The organism is Nitratireductor sp. OM-1, assembly GCF_003296175.1.
Taxonomy (GTDB): Bacteria; Pseudomonadota; Alphaproteobacteria; order Rhizobiales; family Rhizobiaceae; genus Nitratireductor; species Nitratireductor aquimarinus.
The window spans coordinates 3,934,022-3,949,787 of sequence record NZ_CP029208.1 but is presented as its reverse complement, the minus strand read 5'-3'; the positions used below and the strand labels follow the sequence as shown (position 1 = coordinate 3,949,787).

Below are 15,766 nucleotides of genomic sequence, written 5' to 3'. Positions count from 1 at the left end.
GGCATGGCACAGACCCCTCGACTTGGCGTCCGTCTGATGGCGTCGAATGACATTCAGAAAGAGGTGGTGTTCAACGAGGCTGCCGTGGTCTTTGACGCCATGGTTTCGCGCTCTGCCGCAGCCATTCTGGCAAACCCTCCAGCCAGCCCTGCGGCGGGTGACACCTACATCATCGGCACCCCCGCATCCGGCGTGTGGGGTGGTCGTGAGAACTACGTGGCGGTCTACTTCAACGGCTGGCGCTTGTTCTCGCCGATCCAGAAGATGAAGTTCTTCAACGAGGACACCTCGTCCTTCTGGACCTACAGCGGCTCCGGCTGGACTGAAGACCCCGCAGGCACACCGTCCACTCTGGATGATCTCACGAATGTGGGCGTCGCTGCTCCGAACGACGGTGACGTGTTGACTTACAGTCTCGCGGACAACCGATGGGTCGCGGGCTCGGTGTCGGTCGTCACCGCCTTCACCAATCTGACCGACGTCGCGCTGGCCGGGCTCGCTGACGGCCAGATGCTCGCCTGGGATGCGACCAACGGTGTCTGGGTGAACGTGAACCCGCCTTCGGGGGGCGGCGCAACAAATCTGGACGAGCTGTCTGACGTGTCTGTCGGAACACCCGCCAATGGTCATCTGCTGACCTGGCACGATGGGCAGGCAGTCTTTCAGGAGTACGCATTCCCTGCTGCCGAGCTGGGGCACCTCACCGATGTGGTGACCGCAGGCGCTGAGCCGAATGACGTTCTGGCGTTCAACGGGTCCGCCTGGGGGCCGAGCCCCGCCGTCATCACTTACTCGTTCCTCGGCATGGTCGATGGTCCCCAGACGATGGAGACCTTCGCTAACCACTTCCTCGTGGTCGATCCGACCGAGAGCTTCCTGGAGTTCCGGTCGCTGGCCGAGCTGATCGCCGAGCTGGAAGACTTCAACCTCCGAGACCTCTCGGATGTCACGGCTCCGAGCGACCCTGCAGTCGGCATGTTCCTGCGCCTGAACAAGGTCGGCGGCGAGTATGTCTACGACTACGCGAGCCAGACGGACTACTCGATTGCGGCCAGCGACAGTGGCAACCCACTGACCAGCAAGATCGAGAGCCTGAACTTCAGCGGGTTCGACGTGTCGATGCCGGCGGAGGGGCACCTGATCCTGACCGCCCAGAACGCGCTCGACTTCCTCGGTGAGGGCTTGCCCGTCGAAGGCGATCCCGTCGATGCAATTAATTTCATTGGTGCGGGCGTCAACGTCACGAACATCGATGGCACCCTGACCGTGGACATCGGTGATCAGGAGCTGGTGGCCCGTCTCGGCGATCTCGAAAACGTCGATCTCACCACCCCACCCGTGGATGGCAATGTCCTGAAATATGACGGCCTCACGCAGTCCTGGGTTGCCGGCGTCGGGGGCGGGGGTGGCGGCGCACCTATCGGTGACAGCGAGTATGTCCCTGCGACCTATGAATACGGCCCGTTTGCGCCTCCCGTGGCAGCGATGTTCCCCGGTCGACACAACGCCCCCTCGGCCAATTTGACCGAAGTCGCGGCGCGGGGCCTCGTGGTGCAGGGTGGGGCGCAGAGCAGCGGCGCAAAGCACGCTCTGGTCTACCGAGACCTCGCCGTCCGGGAGGAGCCCTGGGTGGTGACCGCCCGCGTCGTGCCGGCGTCGTTCCAGGTGCCTGGGCATATGGGCGGCGTCGCCATCCAGCGCGCCTTCAACGATGCCTTCGTGTTCCTCGCCCTCGGCAACTCCAGCACCGATGCTCAATCCCAGCTGCGCCTTGGTTGGGTCAGCCCCTCGGGTGTCGAGACGATCTTGACCACCGAGCCCAACCTGTACAACTGGCTCCGGCTCGGGTTCGACGGGGATTTCATCCGTGCATGGGTCTCCTCGGACGGTCTTGTCTGGCAGAACTTCGGCAGCCCGGTGGACCCGGCGGCCACGCTGCAGGGCGTACCGGATCGCGTCGGCATCACCAACCGGTCGAATGCGGCGCATGACGGCACCGTGGGAACCCTCGTCACGTTCTGGGAAGACCCGGACTTCCCGGCGGGCACGCGCACACAGCAGGGTGTCGTGGCTCTGGGGTTGGGTGGCCTTCAGGACGTGGACCTGACGGTTCCGCCGCAGGATGGCGAAACCGTCGTCTGGAACGCTGTCCAGCAGGCGTGGGTGCCTGGTGCCGCCTCGGGTGGCGTGGACGTGGGGGCGTCCGACGAAGGCGATGTCCTCCAGTTCGTCAACGGAGATTGGGCATCTACGACGGTCGTAGATGCCTTGAACCACCCTCGGCAGGTGCCGCCCGTCGCGCCACAGATCGTCCAGCACAAGCTCAGCCCACCTGTAGAAAGCGGTAATTACTCGGTGACGCTGGACTTCGCTCCGACGGAGGGTAACTGGCTCATCTGCATCCTGACCTATCAGTCTACAGTCCCGGTGGCGGAGGCTGGCTGGACGGCAGTCCCGGTCTCTACCACGGGCGCGCGTATCAACACCGTTGTCTATTACCGGAAGGCCACCGCCGGATTGGGACCTGTCCTTCCCGTAGCTGATGCTGGCGCTGCGGAGTACGGCTACGCGGTAGTCTATGAGGTCGCGAGCCAGACCCCGGATTGGGCCTCGCTTGCGGAGGTTGTTCAGGGTGCGTCCGACGACCAACTGGCCGCACCTTATGATGGGACACCGTATGTAGCGTCCGGCCCGGCACGCACGGTGCTGCTTGCCTACAGCAACCGCACTACATCCACCTCCGACAATCAGGGGCTAGGGGCCGGGTGGACTGAGGACCAGAACTTCGACGGTCAGTCCGTCGGCGAAAATCGCGACTTTGTGTGTGGGCACGCCTTTCCCGCAGACCAGGAGACGCTGACGCCTTCTCTGGTCAATCTCACAGGGGAGAGCCATGTCGGTTATGCGATGGTGGTCCTCGCACCCGTCACGGAGCCTCCACGTGGAGTGCGCCTCGCTGATCTGTACGATGTGGAGGCGGAGACCGTAGAGGAGGGGCAGGCCCTTGTCTGGGATGGAGTTCAGAACAAATGGCTCCCGAACACGCCGTCTTCAACGCTCGATGCGCTGACCGACGTCACCTTCCCGTCGTCGCCCGTCGCCGGCAATTCCCTCGTCTACGACGGCGATCTCGGCAAATGGGTCGCGGGTGCCGGCTTCGGCAATGTGGCGACCGAGTTCGACATCTCGGTGTTCGTAACGGGGACGCCCGATGTCGAGGTTTCCGCGTTCAGCTACATTGCGGCCAGAGAGTACGTCCTGCCGACCGGGCTCATCGGTAGTTTCGCCCACGCGGATCAGGCCCCGGACGCGCAGGTGACATTCTCGATCCAGAAGAACGGTGTCGAAATAGGTCTGCTGGTGTTCGCTTACGGCGAAAATCAGGGGAGCTTCACCTTCCTCGCCGATGTCACCTTTGCGCCTGGCGACCGACTGACACTGGTTGCACCCATCACCGTGCAGAACATCGCCGACATCACCATCACGTTTGCAGGGAGCCGGGTATGAGTATCCTCCACATTGAAGGTTTTGATCAGTACGCGACACAGGCGGACATCGCGTCAGCCTACGCCGTGCCTAATCCGGGTTCGTTCGAAACACGCACGGACACCCCCCTCGGGCGTGGCCGGTCTGTGCGGCATAACCGTACGAGCGGGGCTCATGCGGGTTTGACGAAGGCCATCCCCTCCGTTGCACAAGGCGCATACGTTGGTTCGTCCTTCTGGCTCAAAGTCGAGTCCTATCCGTATGGTCACGGCTACTGCAACATCATTCAGTTCCGCGAGGGCTCAACTTCGCATATTTGTCTCGACCTGGACGACAAAGGCTTCCTTCAATTTGTTCGTGGCGGCTCGTCTAGCGTAAGCCCGATATTCAACAGGCCGCTCGATCTGAACGTCTGGTATCACGTCGAGGTTCGGGTGCTCGTATCCGACGCTACCGGGGAGGTTGAAGTTCGCATTAACGGCGAAACATGGGGGGCGGCGTCGGGGCTCGACACACAGTATGGCGGAACCGGCGTATTGGATAACGTTGCTCTGTTCTGTTCGGTTTCGTCGAGTTCTTCTCGCCAGGGTGTCTATGTTGGAGACAGCTGGGTGGTCTGGGACACTCAGGGAACGACAAATAACGACTGGCTGGGGGACGTCGAAGTGCTCACGTCTCTCCCGTCTGGGGATGACACACCCGGCACGTGGGTTGCCAATACTGGTGCGCTCTGGGAGGCCATCGACGAGGCGGACCCGGACGGCGACACGACATACATCTCGTCCTCCACGTTGGACGACGCTGCCACCTTCACAATGGGGGCTCTCCCCGTGACGCCCGAACGGGTGCTTGCAGTTTCGTCCCAGGTGCTGGCGCGTAAGGATGATAGCGGCCCCCGATCCATCGCGCACGGGGTCGTCAGTGGTGCCGTCGAGGCACTGTCTGAGGACCAGTCGCTTGGTCTCACCTACGGCCTGACAACCGTGGTGTTTGAGCAAGACCCCGCGACGGCGGCTCCGTGGACCGGGGCTGCTGCACAGGCTGTGAAAACAAAGGTTAAGGTGTCGGTATGACCGAAGCCCGCGTAACCCAGGCGGGTACGAGCCTGGTTTCAAATCAGACCCCCGATGCTCGGGCTACGCAGGTGTCTGCCGCCGTCGTCGGCACAGGCAACCCGGAAGCGCGCCTCACTCAGGCAGCAATCATGGTGTTGCACCGCGCCAAGAAGCCCCGGAGCCCGACCAAACAGGTTCCGGTGGTTACCACGATGACATCCTCGCGTGGCATCGCTGGCGACCTGTACTACCGGAGCGTCGCGTTCCTGATGTCGTCCCGCACGGGTGCGCGTGACGCTAGCAAGTACAGGCGAACCATATCGGGGGACAAAAGGTTCGGCCCCCGCGTAATCGAAGACCCGACGCTGTTCGGGACGGCGTTCCATATGGGTGACCCCGACTACTTTTCCAATATGGTTAGTCGGACGGATTTGGGGGCACGAGCGGCACCTGACCCGGACGCCTTCTATTTCGGGCGCGGCGGTTTCACCGTTGAGGCTTGGGTCCGACCCTCCAAAGATACATGTGGCGTGCTCAGTTGCTACGACACCGATAGCAGTGAGCGGGGTTGGGCTCTTCTCCTCCGCAACGGTCGAAGGCTGACGTTTTACGGTTCTGAGAGCAACATTGAAGCAGACGTGAACATCGAAGGGCCGGTGATCCCACTCAATACGTGGACACACGTCTGCGTTGACCGGGATGCGTCTGGGAAGTTCCGCATGTATGTCAACGGGGTTATGGTCGCCTCCCTGGTGTCAGGTATCGAGATCAGGAAGAGCGCTGCGCACCTCAACGTGCTTGGGTATAGCACAGCCGCAGACCTTGGGTTCGCCGGTCGTGCCGATGATCTTCGTTTGACTGTCGGTGTGGCCCGCTACGCGTCGGACACAGGGTTCGATGTTCCGACCAGACGCGTGGCAACACCGCAGCTTGACCCGCTGGATCACGAAAACGACCCCTATTGGGATTTGGTGAGCCTCTGCTTCGACGCAGAGACACCCACGCCCGTAGACCGGTCGAAGCGATCCACGCCCCTGACCCCGGTGACTGAAAAAACGACTTACCTCACCATGCTGTATGGCGACACCAGTCGCTTCAGCTGGAACAGCGCTACCCCAATAGTTGCGGAGAACGTTGACGGCCAGTTCGACCTATCGGGCGGGCTGTTCACGATTGAACTCGTCGCTGGATATAACACTTCGGCGGCCTCAGCAGCTACTGTTCTCGCAGTGCCGGACCAGTGGCGCGTTAATGTAAACAGGAACGCTTGGTTGTTCCAGGTGTGGGACGGCAGTGCGTGGGTTACTGTGGTCTCTGAAGGCGGGCTCATCGAAAGGTACGGGAAGGTCGATCACGTCGCCGTGGTGCGAGACCGCACGGGCGTCTACTCCCTGTACCTGAATGGTGGGCTCGCGGCGCAGAGCGGGGGACCGGGCCTGCCGCCTGTCGCGAACCCGAACCTGACGATCTATACCGGGGGCAACGTCCTCCTTACCGAGGTTCGTATCACAAAGGGCGTAGCGCGCTGGGATGATGCGTTTGGCTTGCCGGCTCACGAGGTCAACGACCCCCTTCCTCTGCAGGGGCCTGCTTACGTTCCGACACCCACACCGCCTGCCGTATATCCACGCGAGCTTGTTGTCGTGAACCCCGAGACACGGGACGAGCCGGGTTCCGAGTGGAAGGCCGTCGCGGGCAATACGCCGGGGCGGTACAACAAATACACCCACGTAGGCCCTGTTGACGAAGCCCCGAACAAGTTTTGGTTCATGCACTTCAACAACACGACCCGGACGTTCGTCACCCAGACCCTTACGATCCCGCGCGGGTATGCCGAAGACATCAATCAGGGGCTTGTCGATGTGGTCTGCGGGTCTCTCATGGCCCTGGCGCAGGCGGTCGATGGGTCTTGCGCGAGCTTCCACGTCAGACCGGTAACCGCCTCCGGTGCTCGTGTTGGTTGGGTGGCTGGCCCCCGGTTGAGCTCTGGGGGTTGGCATGAGGTTGAGGTTCGTACACCTCTCCCTCCGGACACTGTGGCCGTCGAGATCGCGTTCGGGGTGTACAACAAACCGAGCTCCGTAGAAGTGATGGCAACCAGCCTCAGCGCACGCCTTGAGCGAAGGGCGGAGCCCGTGACTTACATGCCCGGACCAACATACCCCATGGTCGCCTCCGAGTGGGTAGCTTCGCAGGGCTCCCTTGATTTACGTTCGACGGACTACGGCCTATCGGTCCTTGGTCAGAAGGCGATGACTGCGGAGTACCATTTCCCGGCAGCGCTTCCTGCGGATATGCACTCCCAGATCGACACAGGGGAGTGCGCGTTGACCCTGACCTGGGCCGGCGTCCGGGACGTAGACTCCTCCGATGGCGGGCATGTCTGGATCGAGTTCTTTGATGGGGTGGACACCCAGCTGGGGGAACGCATCCGAGACAGGTACAGCAATCTCATCCACGACGAAGCCGGTGCCAGCTTCTCGCTGCTGGCTGCTGTGCCGGCGGGGGCGCGCAGTGTACGCCTGGGTGTGACGGCCATCCGAAGCCACAACGAGAGCTCGACCGAATACGCCGACTTCTACCCGACGGGCTTCAGCTGGTGTTTGACCACGCCGCAGGAGCTACCCGCTCCGCGTCCGCCGGGGCCTGTACTCACCCACGACCCGCATTGGGGCAAGGTCCGCTACCTCCTCTCTTCGCGAAATGGCGTCATCGAGAACCTGGCGCGGTCTGTTGAGGTGAAGCACGACGTACATGGGACTGTGGCGGTCGCCGCTGGGGAGGGGCCATTCGGTGATGGGAACAGCCTCGGGATCAACGTGGCCGGAGCGTCAAGCGCGGCGAGTTACATCGACGTGGACCTGATAGGCGATACGATTGCCGGCGCGTTCACGGTCGAGTTGTGGCTTCGGAAGACTGGCCCGGACCCGCGATCATACAGCGGCTTGATGACCGGTTGGGGTGGCATGGGGGATTACTATAGCCAACCCCTGCACATGCGTCGTAATACGATCCATGCCGACGGACCTCTGACGATTGGTGAGTGGTATCACGTCGCGCTGTGCCGGGATGATCTCGGTGCGCTAAGCATGTTCGTGAATGGTGAGCGGCAGCGTATGGGGGGTGCCGAGACCACGGCGTTCCCCGCAGCGTTCAATGTCGGTCGCTCGGGAACATCCTCAAGCTATGCCTCGTGGCCGGGATACATCGACGAGTTCCGCCTGACCGAAGGGGTCATTCGATATACGGAGGACTTCGTGCCGCCGGCCTCCCGGTTCCCCGCGCAGGGCCTTCCCGGAGCACCAGGGTCGCTGAACCCAGAGGTCTACGCCCAGTATGGGGCGGGAGCCAATCTGGAGAGTTACGGCTGGGGTCTGCGCACCGGGGCGGACGACAAGACTGTTCTGATCGCCATCCTTACAGGGTGCGGCCCCACACAGAGCGCGGAGCCCACAGCAGTCACCGTAAACGGGGCACCGGCCACCCTCGTTCACGCATCCGACCCGTTTGAGGCTTACTCTGGAGTGGACGCTACTCTCCAGCTCTGGAAGTTCCCTATGCCCGTGGCCGGCAGGGCGGACATTCTTGTGAGCTGGCCTTCCAGCCAGTATCGGTTTGCGGGGGCCGCGTGGGTCGTGGATGGCGACATTGAAGTGATCGGGACAGCTGTCGGCGACAACCTGTCTTCGAGTAGTGTGGCTGTGCCTGTGGAGGCTGGTGGCCACGTGTTTGCCGTGGGTGGGCACAGCTTCAACAGCTCGAATTACCAGATGGTGCTTGGCGACAAGGCCATCGGGGCCGATGACCCTGCCCACGTAATCTCCCTCGATGACACGGGCTACACCGGGGTCGATGCGGGGTTGATGGTGCTCGCCGAGCTCCACAACAACGCCACGACGCTGCACCGCTTCATGGCCGTCAGCGTTCGCAAGAAACCGTAGATTTGCAATTAATTGCATTCCCCGGAGCAGGAGGCGCTCTGCTCCGGGGGATAAACCGCGTACCGGTTTGTCGAGGTTCCCGCGACACATGGCAGGGGGACTGCTATACAGGCGGAAATGCAATTAATTGCACAAGCCCGCAGGTGTCGAGGTTCCCATGGTTACGAAGAGCGAACTCCGCAAGTTTCTGCCTAACGCCAAGTCCGCGCTTGTCGATGCCGTCGTGCGCAACTGGCATGCTGCCGAGCGCGCTCGCATCGTCACACCGGCCCGCAAGCGCCAGTTCTTCGCGAACATCGCCACAGAGACCGGTGGCCTGACGAAGCTGGTTGAGAGCATGACCTATTCGAGCGCCAGCCGCATTCGTCAGACGTGGCCCTCCCGGTTTGCCAGTGATGCAGAGGCCCGCCCCTATGTGCGCCAGGCAAAGAAGCTCGCCATCAAGGTGTATGGCGGTCGTATGGGCAACGCCGCGTACCCCAGCGACGATGGCTGGCGCTTCCGTGGCGGCGGCATGATGATGACCTCTGGCCGCGCCGGCTATCGGAGCATGGGCTTTGAAGACAACCCGTCGGTCCTGCAGCGGGACGCAGACCGGGCCTTCCTCGCGGCTGTACGTGAGTGGCAGAACCGGGGCTGTAACGGTCTTGCCGACCGAGGGGATACGAAAGGCGTCCGCCGCGCCATCAATGGCGGTCTGATCGGCCTCAATCACGTCGAGCACTATCTGGTGCAGGCGCTTGCCGTCTGGCCTGACGTAGCTGCTACGCATGGCATCACTGACAAGGGGACGGTCCAGCACGTCCAGCGGAAGCTGAAGGCGTTGGGGTACACCGAAGTCGGTGCAGATGACGGCATCATCGGCAGGTTCACCCGGACAGCCATTCTCGCGTTCCGGTCGGACAATGGCCTGCCCCTGGCGACGATCATCGATCACGATCTGCTGGGTGCTCTGCGGGTAGCCCGCCCACGCGCCGTTGATCCGGGTCGGTCGAAGGCTCCGGTCAGCGACGTGGCGAAGAGGGTGCCCGAGGTCAAGGCCAATTGGTGGTCCAAGGTGCTCTCGGCCTTTACGGCTCTGGGTAGCGGCACAGCCGCCCTCGTCACGGGCACAGCCGATCACCTGGGTGCAGCCAAAGCGTATGTCGAACCGGTCAAGGAATACGCCTCAAGCATCCCGACACCTCTGTGGCTGGTTGTGATCGCCGGCATAGCTCTGGCGATCTTTATCATCAGCCGCAATGGCGAGCGGAAGGGGGTCGAGGCGTTCCATACCGGGGAACGCCGATGACTGCTCCGAAACTGATAATCCACGGTCTGTTGGCGCTTGCCCTGCTGGGCGGCGTCAGCTGGACGGTCCACAAGCTCCTGGAGGGAGCCCGGCAGGAGGCCATCCAAGATGTCGAAGAAGCAAATCAGGCGAGTGAAGGCAGGGCTGCTCAGGGGCAGGACGCGGTGGACGAATGCTACCGCTCTGGGGGCACTTGGGATCGCGCTGGCGGCGTGTGTAACCACCCAGCCGGTGAATAAGCCCTGCGGCGTCATCATTGACCCGTTGGGTGACGTGCAGGCCACCACGCAGGAAGGAAACAGGAGGATCGACGCGCATTTCGAGCGCGGGGTCCGGGCTGGGTGCTGGGAACGATCCTCGGCGCTCAGCGTTCTGTGACAGAAGGATACGCCCCGTGCAGTTCTTTGGACACGACCTATCCTTCTGGGCAGCCGTCTTCGGGGCGGCGCTTTTCAAATTGGCCACGTCGCCGCGTTTGACGTGGCTTCGTAGTCTCATCTCGGTGTTCGCTGCGTTGTTCGCCGCCTGGGTGTTCACGCGCCCGGTGCTGGCCTTCCTGAACCTCGACGGGGACACCTACACAATCGCGGTCGCGGTGCTCGCCGGTCTGACCGGGGAAGGGTTGATGAAATGGTCGATCTTCGCAGCAAACAATCCGAAAGAAGCCATCGAGTTTCTAAAGGTTTGGAGACACCCCCGGTGACCAGCGAAGAACGTGACCCTTGGCCGGCGATCCTCGTGATCGGTTGGCTCTTTCTTCTGCTGCTCGCCCTGCCGGGCACCGCGCGCACAGCGACGCCAGCCGAGATCGACCATCCACAGGCAAAATGCGGCGAGTGCAATTAACTGCACTTGCCTCGCCCAGACAATCTGGCATAGTTGAGGGGTAAGCCAAGGAGGGCGAATACCTATGCTGAAGCTCGCGGTTCAAGCGCAGCTGCCGATGATTGCAGTCACCACACGAGATACCCTGAACCTGCCCGACGTGCTCCAAGAGATCACGGGGAGGGCTCCGGTCAGATACCTGCCGAACAAGAGCGTCGAGCAGGACACGCTCTACATCTTCACGATTGAAGACCCGACCAAGCTCCCACTGCTGGAGCTGTACAAGAACCTGCTGGCGAGGGAGAGCACGCTGATCCTCGTCAACCCGAAGAAGGTGGTCGAGCCTCTGTTCGACGCGGGGGAGGTGCCGACCCCGAAGAAGATGATGCTGAAGTTCGTGAACTCGGTCGTCGATAACCTTCCCAAATCTGCAGCACTGTCTCGGGGCCTTGGCGGCTGTACGCTGAAGGAGGCTTCAGATTACATGCGCCTGACCATGGCGCGGGACAACAGCCTCACAGTGCAGGGCATCGGCGAGACGCGGCGGAGCAGCTTTCAGGGCTCCAGCGGCCTGACCCAAGTCGATCTTCGGCAGGATTTCTATGACCCGCCGGAATACCTCTCGACCTTCGCGCACGCCGAGAAGGGGTTCTTCCTCGAAGGCAAGGACCACAGGCTGATCCCGCGTGGTCTGCTGTTCGACGGCCCACCCGGCACAGGCAAGACAGCTGGTGCCCGCTATCTGGCCGAACAGTGGGGCATTCCGCTTTACCGCGTGGACATCGCCGGCACCAAGAACAAGTATGTCGGGCAATCCGAAGCGAACATGCTCACCAATCTGGCCCGGCTCGACCATGAGGAGCCTTGTGTGGCTCTGCTGGACGAGGTGGAGAAGGTCTTCTCGACGTCGCAGGGCGACTCGTCCGGGACGACCTCAAGCATGCTCTCCCAGCTCCTCTGGTGGCTCGCCGAGCGGCGGTCGAAGGTCTTTGTGGTGATGACCACCAACAACGCACAGGCGCTGCCGAAGGAGCTCTATCGCGAGGGTCGTATCGACGCCAGCATGTGGTTCGGGGGCCTGACGGGCGAGGAGGCGCTGCCCTTCGTGCAGGCGATCCTGAAGACGTTCAGCGTCGGCAAGAAGGCAAAGCTCACCCAGCTCGCCGATATGATCCAGAAGACCCCTGCCATCGCAGGCACCCAGCCCATGCGGTACAGCCAAGCCGCGCTCACGAAGGCCACCTACGCTTTCGTGAAGGGGCTGACGAAACAGGCTTTGTCCGAGCAGGACGCCTGATAGAATTGAAATTAATTGCATCAAATCAAAGGAGTGACCTGATGCAGGAGAACCAAATCCCTGAAAAGTTCCCCCTGATGCCTGGCTCGTCCTCGGGTATGACGTATCTGCTTCTTGGTCGGCGTGGAAACATGGTGATCGGCATCAAGCCGACCGTGGTCATGCGTGGCGAGGCGTTCGGCAGCCCTGGCAATACGTGGTTCGGATCGAAGCTGCGCGTCGCCCCCGGCGGCGATCTCATCGAGCAGGACGATGGTCCCGTCGTGTCCCTCGCCAACGCCCAGAAATTCAGCAGGCCGAGCGAAGCGCTGCCTGACGTCTCGTGGGACAATAACGGCAGTCAGAGGGCGTCAACCACCATCGGCGTCATGCTCGAAGGTGCGCCCGACGGCACTGACGAAGAGCTGAAGGAGTTCCTGAAAAACCTCGAAGACGGCTCTTTGTCTGCGAAGATGACGGCCTATGTCGTCAATCTGGTCGGAGAGGAGAACCTGAAGACCTCCAAGGAGCTGATCACCGAGTGGTTCGATTATCACTACGGCGAGATCAAGCAGGCGCTCCTGAAACAGAACGAGAAGCGCAAGGCACTCAAGGAAGCGATCAAGGAGACGGTCGGCGTCGTGGGTGTGCAGGCGGACGTCCTGAAGAAGGTCTACGCCAAGGTGGAGAAGGTGCACGAGAATGCCGACCCGAGCACCGACATCGTGGAAGACGAATACCATCCCCCGGCATAGGGCGCGCAATTAATTGCAAGCGCTGGGGGCTTCAGTCCCCGGCGGTTCTTTGGGTACTGGCGAGACAGGGGGAGCCATGAACCAGACCAAACCCGATTACGAGGCGCATCCGCGCCTGTACAAGCGCTGCCGGCAGCTCGTGGGCGACGAGGAGGCGGCGCGCGTTCTTTGCACGATGGTGGTCAAGACGGCCCCGAACAACGGGCACGGCGGGATCATTCTCGAAGGAGAGATGTTCTGGCTTCCCTCGCACATACGGAAGCTGGAGCTCCACAAACTGATGGGGGCGATGCACTGATGTCGAACATGCTTGCACGAGCACACAAGGCTGCCGGGGACATGGTGTCTGCCGTGGTCTTCCTCCGCATAGCCTTTCGATACCATCAGGCGGTGAGGGCCGGGCGGGAGTGGACCGCGCAGTCCTACGACGACCTCATGGGCGAGACAGGCTGCTCTCAGAAGCAGATCAAACGGGCTCTCGCGAAGCTTCGGGAGGCCGACCTGATCGTCTCGAAGCAGGGTCTTTTCGGCAACCGGAACGTCAATCATTTCCAGTTGACGGGGAAGGGGCTGAAGGCCCTTGAGGGACCGCCCAAGCAGACCCTGGAGGGACCACCCAAGCAGGCCCTACAGGGACCGCTCTATATACAGGGAGAGACAACAGGGAGTGACAACATGGAGTTTAGCGGGAAGCCTCCCGCCAAGGCGGCACGGAAGGGTTCGGGAAAGCTCGGGAAAGGGATGACCGTATCCGAAGTCCTGGCGTCTCAGGCGGCGAAGAAGCATCACCACAAGCCCGATACGGTGAAGCAGCTGGAGTTCGTCTGGAAGGAGACGTTCGCCGAAGTCTACGATCAGGGGATGGTCCACCTGACGAAGAAGCAGGCCGGGTTGCTGAAGCACTTCCTCGCGAAGTGTCCGCAGGGCTCTGCCGCCGAGGTGCTTGAGTGGGCAATCCGAAACTGGATCGAGTTCGTGAAGGATGTCGAGACCAAGGCCGGCACGAAATGGACACCCAGCCACCCCGATCTCGAATTTCTCTTGAAACACGCATGGATCGCTGTAGACTCGGCCCTCTCTCAGAAATCGCCGGAGCCGGTGAAGCAGGAGGCTACTGCCGAGACTTCGACGAAAGAGAGTGTGCAATTAATTTCACAAGACGATGACGACGATCAGCCCAAGACCTTCGAGGAGCTGATGGCCATCCTCGGCTCGGGAGACAAATCGAAGCTATGACCCTGCTTGCCGATCCTTACGCATCCGGCGTCTTGAAGAAGGAGCACCACGAGCGGCTTGTCGCCGATCTCGAAAGCTTCGCGCGGGACGCCGGCATTCAGCCGCACTGGATTTGGTCGCAGCTGCCTGAAGACATGACGGGCAGCCAGCTGGCCTATCTGAGGCAGTTCCGAAAGCACGCTTCCGAGGGCACGTCGGGACTGATCATCCTCGGCAAGAACGACAAGGGGTTCGTGGAGGCGCACATGTCGGCCATGGCCGGGGCTCTGGTGCGAAACTTCATCCGGGCTCGGGTGATGACCCTCGGGACGGTCATCGACCTTCTGGCGAAGCAGGAGATGCCCGACCTGACCTGCCTCCTCATTCCGAACTTCTTCCTTACTGCCAGCGAGACCGGGACCATCGCGCCTTGGCAGGTGAACTCCCTGTTCGATTACCTGACCTATCGGCAGGTGGCCGGCCTGCAGACGATCCTCTACGCGACCGATCTGGGGCTGCTGGGCAAGGAGTACGGGCTGGCGTTCAAGCGCCATATCGAAGTCCATTACATGCAAGCAAAGTTTTAGGGGGGCGGACCTATGTCCATGGGCAAGATGTTCCTGTCAGCGGTGCTGGCAGAGGGGTCCGTTGGGGCTCTGCTCGAATACGGGCGGATCGAACACCTCTTCAAGGCCAATGAGATCGATGCGTATGAGTTCGTCCGGGAGTTTGTGAAGGAGTACCAGTCCCTGCCGTCCGAGGAGACGATTGAGGCGCACACGGGCACCACGCTGATGCCCCATGTCGAGCCGGCGGCTTATTACCACGACCTGATGGAGCTTCGGCACACGGAGCTCAGCCTGAAGAAGGCGATGAAGCAGGCGGGCGAGCTCTTCCTTCCCGAGAACAAGGATATTCCGAGCGCGTTGCAACTGATGACCAACGCGGTCATGGAGCTCGCCTCGCAGAAGGTCCAGAAGCAGGTGGTGGACTTCCGCCACGCTTACGAGATCGTGGTGAATGACTACGCCTCGAAATGGAACCTCGGAGAAACGAAGGGCCTCCACTTCGGGTGGCCTTACATCGATGCGATGACCGGCGGGCTCGGAAGAGGGGACGTCGCCAGCTTCGTTGGCCGGCCTGCGGCGGGCAAGACCTGGCAGCTTCTATACGCGGCGCACAGCGGTTGGAACAAGGCGGGCAAACACCACGACCCGGAGGCCGACCAGTCCCGCCTGTTCGTCTCGATGGAGATCGGCCTGCTGCCGATCCAGCAACGCCTTGCCGCCATGCAGACGCACGTGCCGGCGCTCAAGCTCAAGAACGCCTCGCTCGGCTCCGGGCTCATCAAGAACCTCAAGTCGGGGCTGGCCGAAATTCAGGACTACGGGGCTCCCTTCTGGGTCGTTGACGGCAATCTGGCCGCGACGGTCGAGGACATTTGGGCGCTGGCCCGCCAGCTGAAGCCTGGGGCGATCTTTATCGACGGGGCCTATTTGGTGAAGCACCCGACCGAGAGGGACCGCTTCCGGCGCGTGGCCGAGAACGCCGAGCTGATCAAGCAGGAGCTGGCCCCCATCGCTCCGACCGTGTGCAGCTGGCAGTTCGCCAAGTCGGCCAGCAAGAAGAACGCCAAGAAGGGCGAGAAGGTCACAATGGACGACATCGGCTACACCGACGCCATCGCGCAGGTGTCGTCCCTCGTCCTCGGTCTGTTTCAGGAGGACAGCGTGGAGACAATCAAGCAGCGCAAGGTGGAAGTGCTGAAGGGGCGTAACGGTGAGACCGGATCGTTCTCCACCGCATGGGACTTCGAGACGATGGATTTCACCGAGATCGTTCAGGAAGACGTCGAAGACTTGCAGTTCCTCTAGTGTGCAATTAATTTCTCAAATCTCTTGTCCGGCACCGGCAATCCGGTA

The 15,766-nt window shown here is 61.7% G+C and carries 13 protein-coding genes; all 13 read left to right on the top strand.

All coding sequences use genetic code 11. From position 1 onward, the window contains the following. Nucleotides 1–3: 3 nt before the first annotated feature. On the top strand, nt 4–3,507 hold the full coding sequence (locus DEJ54_RS19040; RefSeq protein ID WP_113155958.1) for a DUF2793 domain-containing protein: 3,504 nt from the start codon (nt 4–6) through the stop codon (nt 3,505–3,507). Next, nucleotides 3,504–4,559 carry a hypothetical protein gene (locus DEJ54_RS19035; RefSeq protein ID WP_113155957.1) on the top strand — a complete coding sequence of 352 codons (1,056 nt, stop codon included), beginning with the start codon at nt 3,504–3,506 and terminating at the stop codon, nt 4,557–4,559. Before DEJ54_RS19040 ends, DEJ54_RS19035 begins: the two co-directional genes overlap by 4 nt. Further along, entirely contained in the window at nt 4,556–8,482 is a 3,927-nt protein-coding gene (locus DEJ54_RS19030; RefSeq protein ID WP_113155956.1) for a LamG domain-containing protein, read from the top strand. Before DEJ54_RS19035 ends, DEJ54_RS19030 begins: the two co-directional genes overlap by 4 nt. A 157-nt stretch (nt 8,483–8,639) precedes the next feature. Next, nucleotides 8,640–9,773: a peptidoglycan-binding protein gene (locus DEJ54_RS19025; RefSeq protein ID WP_162742358.1), complete on the top strand. Its 1,134-nt coding sequence runs from the start codon at nt 8,640–8,642 to the stop codon at nt 9,771–9,773. Between the two features lie 108 nt (nt 9,774–9,881). Continuing rightward, nucleotides 9,882–10,151: a hypothetical protein gene (locus tag DEJ54_RS23295; RefSeq protein ID WP_162742357.1), complete on the top strand. Its 270-nt coding sequence runs from the start codon at nt 9,882–9,884 to the stop codon at nt 10,149–10,151. A 16-nt stretch (nt 10,152–10,167) separates the two neighbouring features. Continuing rightward, nucleotides 10,168–10,476: a hypothetical protein gene (locus DEJ54_RS19015; protein WP_113155953.1), complete on the top strand. Its 309-nt coding sequence runs from the start codon at nt 10,168–10,170 to the stop codon at nt 10,474–10,476. Beyond that, nucleotides 10,473–10,619: a hypothetical protein gene (locus tag DEJ54_RS23290; RefSeq protein ID WP_162742356.1), complete on the top strand. Its 147-nt coding sequence runs from the start codon at nt 10,473–10,475 to the stop codon at nt 10,617–10,619. The genes DEJ54_RS19015 and DEJ54_RS23290 overlap by 4 nt, the downstream gene beginning before the upstream one ends. A gap of 64 nt (nt 10,620–10,683) precedes the next feature. Beyond that, nucleotides 10,684–11,895 (top strand): AAA family ATPase, encoded by a 1,212-nt coding sequence (locus DEJ54_RS19010; RefSeq protein WP_113155952.1) that lies wholly within the window; start codon nt 10,684–10,686, stop codon nt 11,893–11,895. A gap of 41 nt (nt 11,896–11,936) precedes the next feature. Next, nucleotides 11,937–12,629, top strand: a complete 693-nt coding sequence (locus tag DEJ54_RS19005; protein ID WP_162742355.1) for a hypothetical protein — start codon at nt 11,937–11,939, stop codon at nt 12,627–12,629. 76 nt (nt 12,630–12,705) lie between these two features. Further along, on the top strand, nt 12,706–12,927 hold the full coding sequence (locus DEJ54_RS19000) for a hypothetical protein (protein WP_113155950.1): 222 nt from the start codon (nt 12,706–12,708) through the stop codon (nt 12,925–12,927). Continuing rightward, entirely contained in the window at nt 12,927–13,865 is a 939-nt protein-coding gene (locus DEJ54_RS18995; RefSeq protein ID WP_113155949.1) for a hypothetical protein, read from the top strand. The genes DEJ54_RS19000 and DEJ54_RS18995 overlap by 1 nt, the downstream gene beginning before the upstream one ends. Next, nucleotides 13,862–14,431: a hypothetical protein gene (locus DEJ54_RS18990; protein WP_113155948.1), complete on the top strand. Its 570-nt coding sequence runs from the start codon at nt 13,862–13,864 to the stop codon at nt 14,429–14,431. The genes DEJ54_RS18995 and DEJ54_RS18990 overlap by 4 nt, the downstream gene beginning before the upstream one ends. 18 nt (nt 14,432–14,449) lie before the next feature. Next, a complete protein-coding gene (locus tag DEJ54_RS18985) occupies nt 14,450–15,718 on the top strand; it encodes a DnaB-like helicase C-terminal domain-containing protein (protein WP_162742354.1) in 1,269 nt (422 codons plus the stop codon). Nucleotides 15,719–15,766 lie beyond the last annotated feature (48 nt).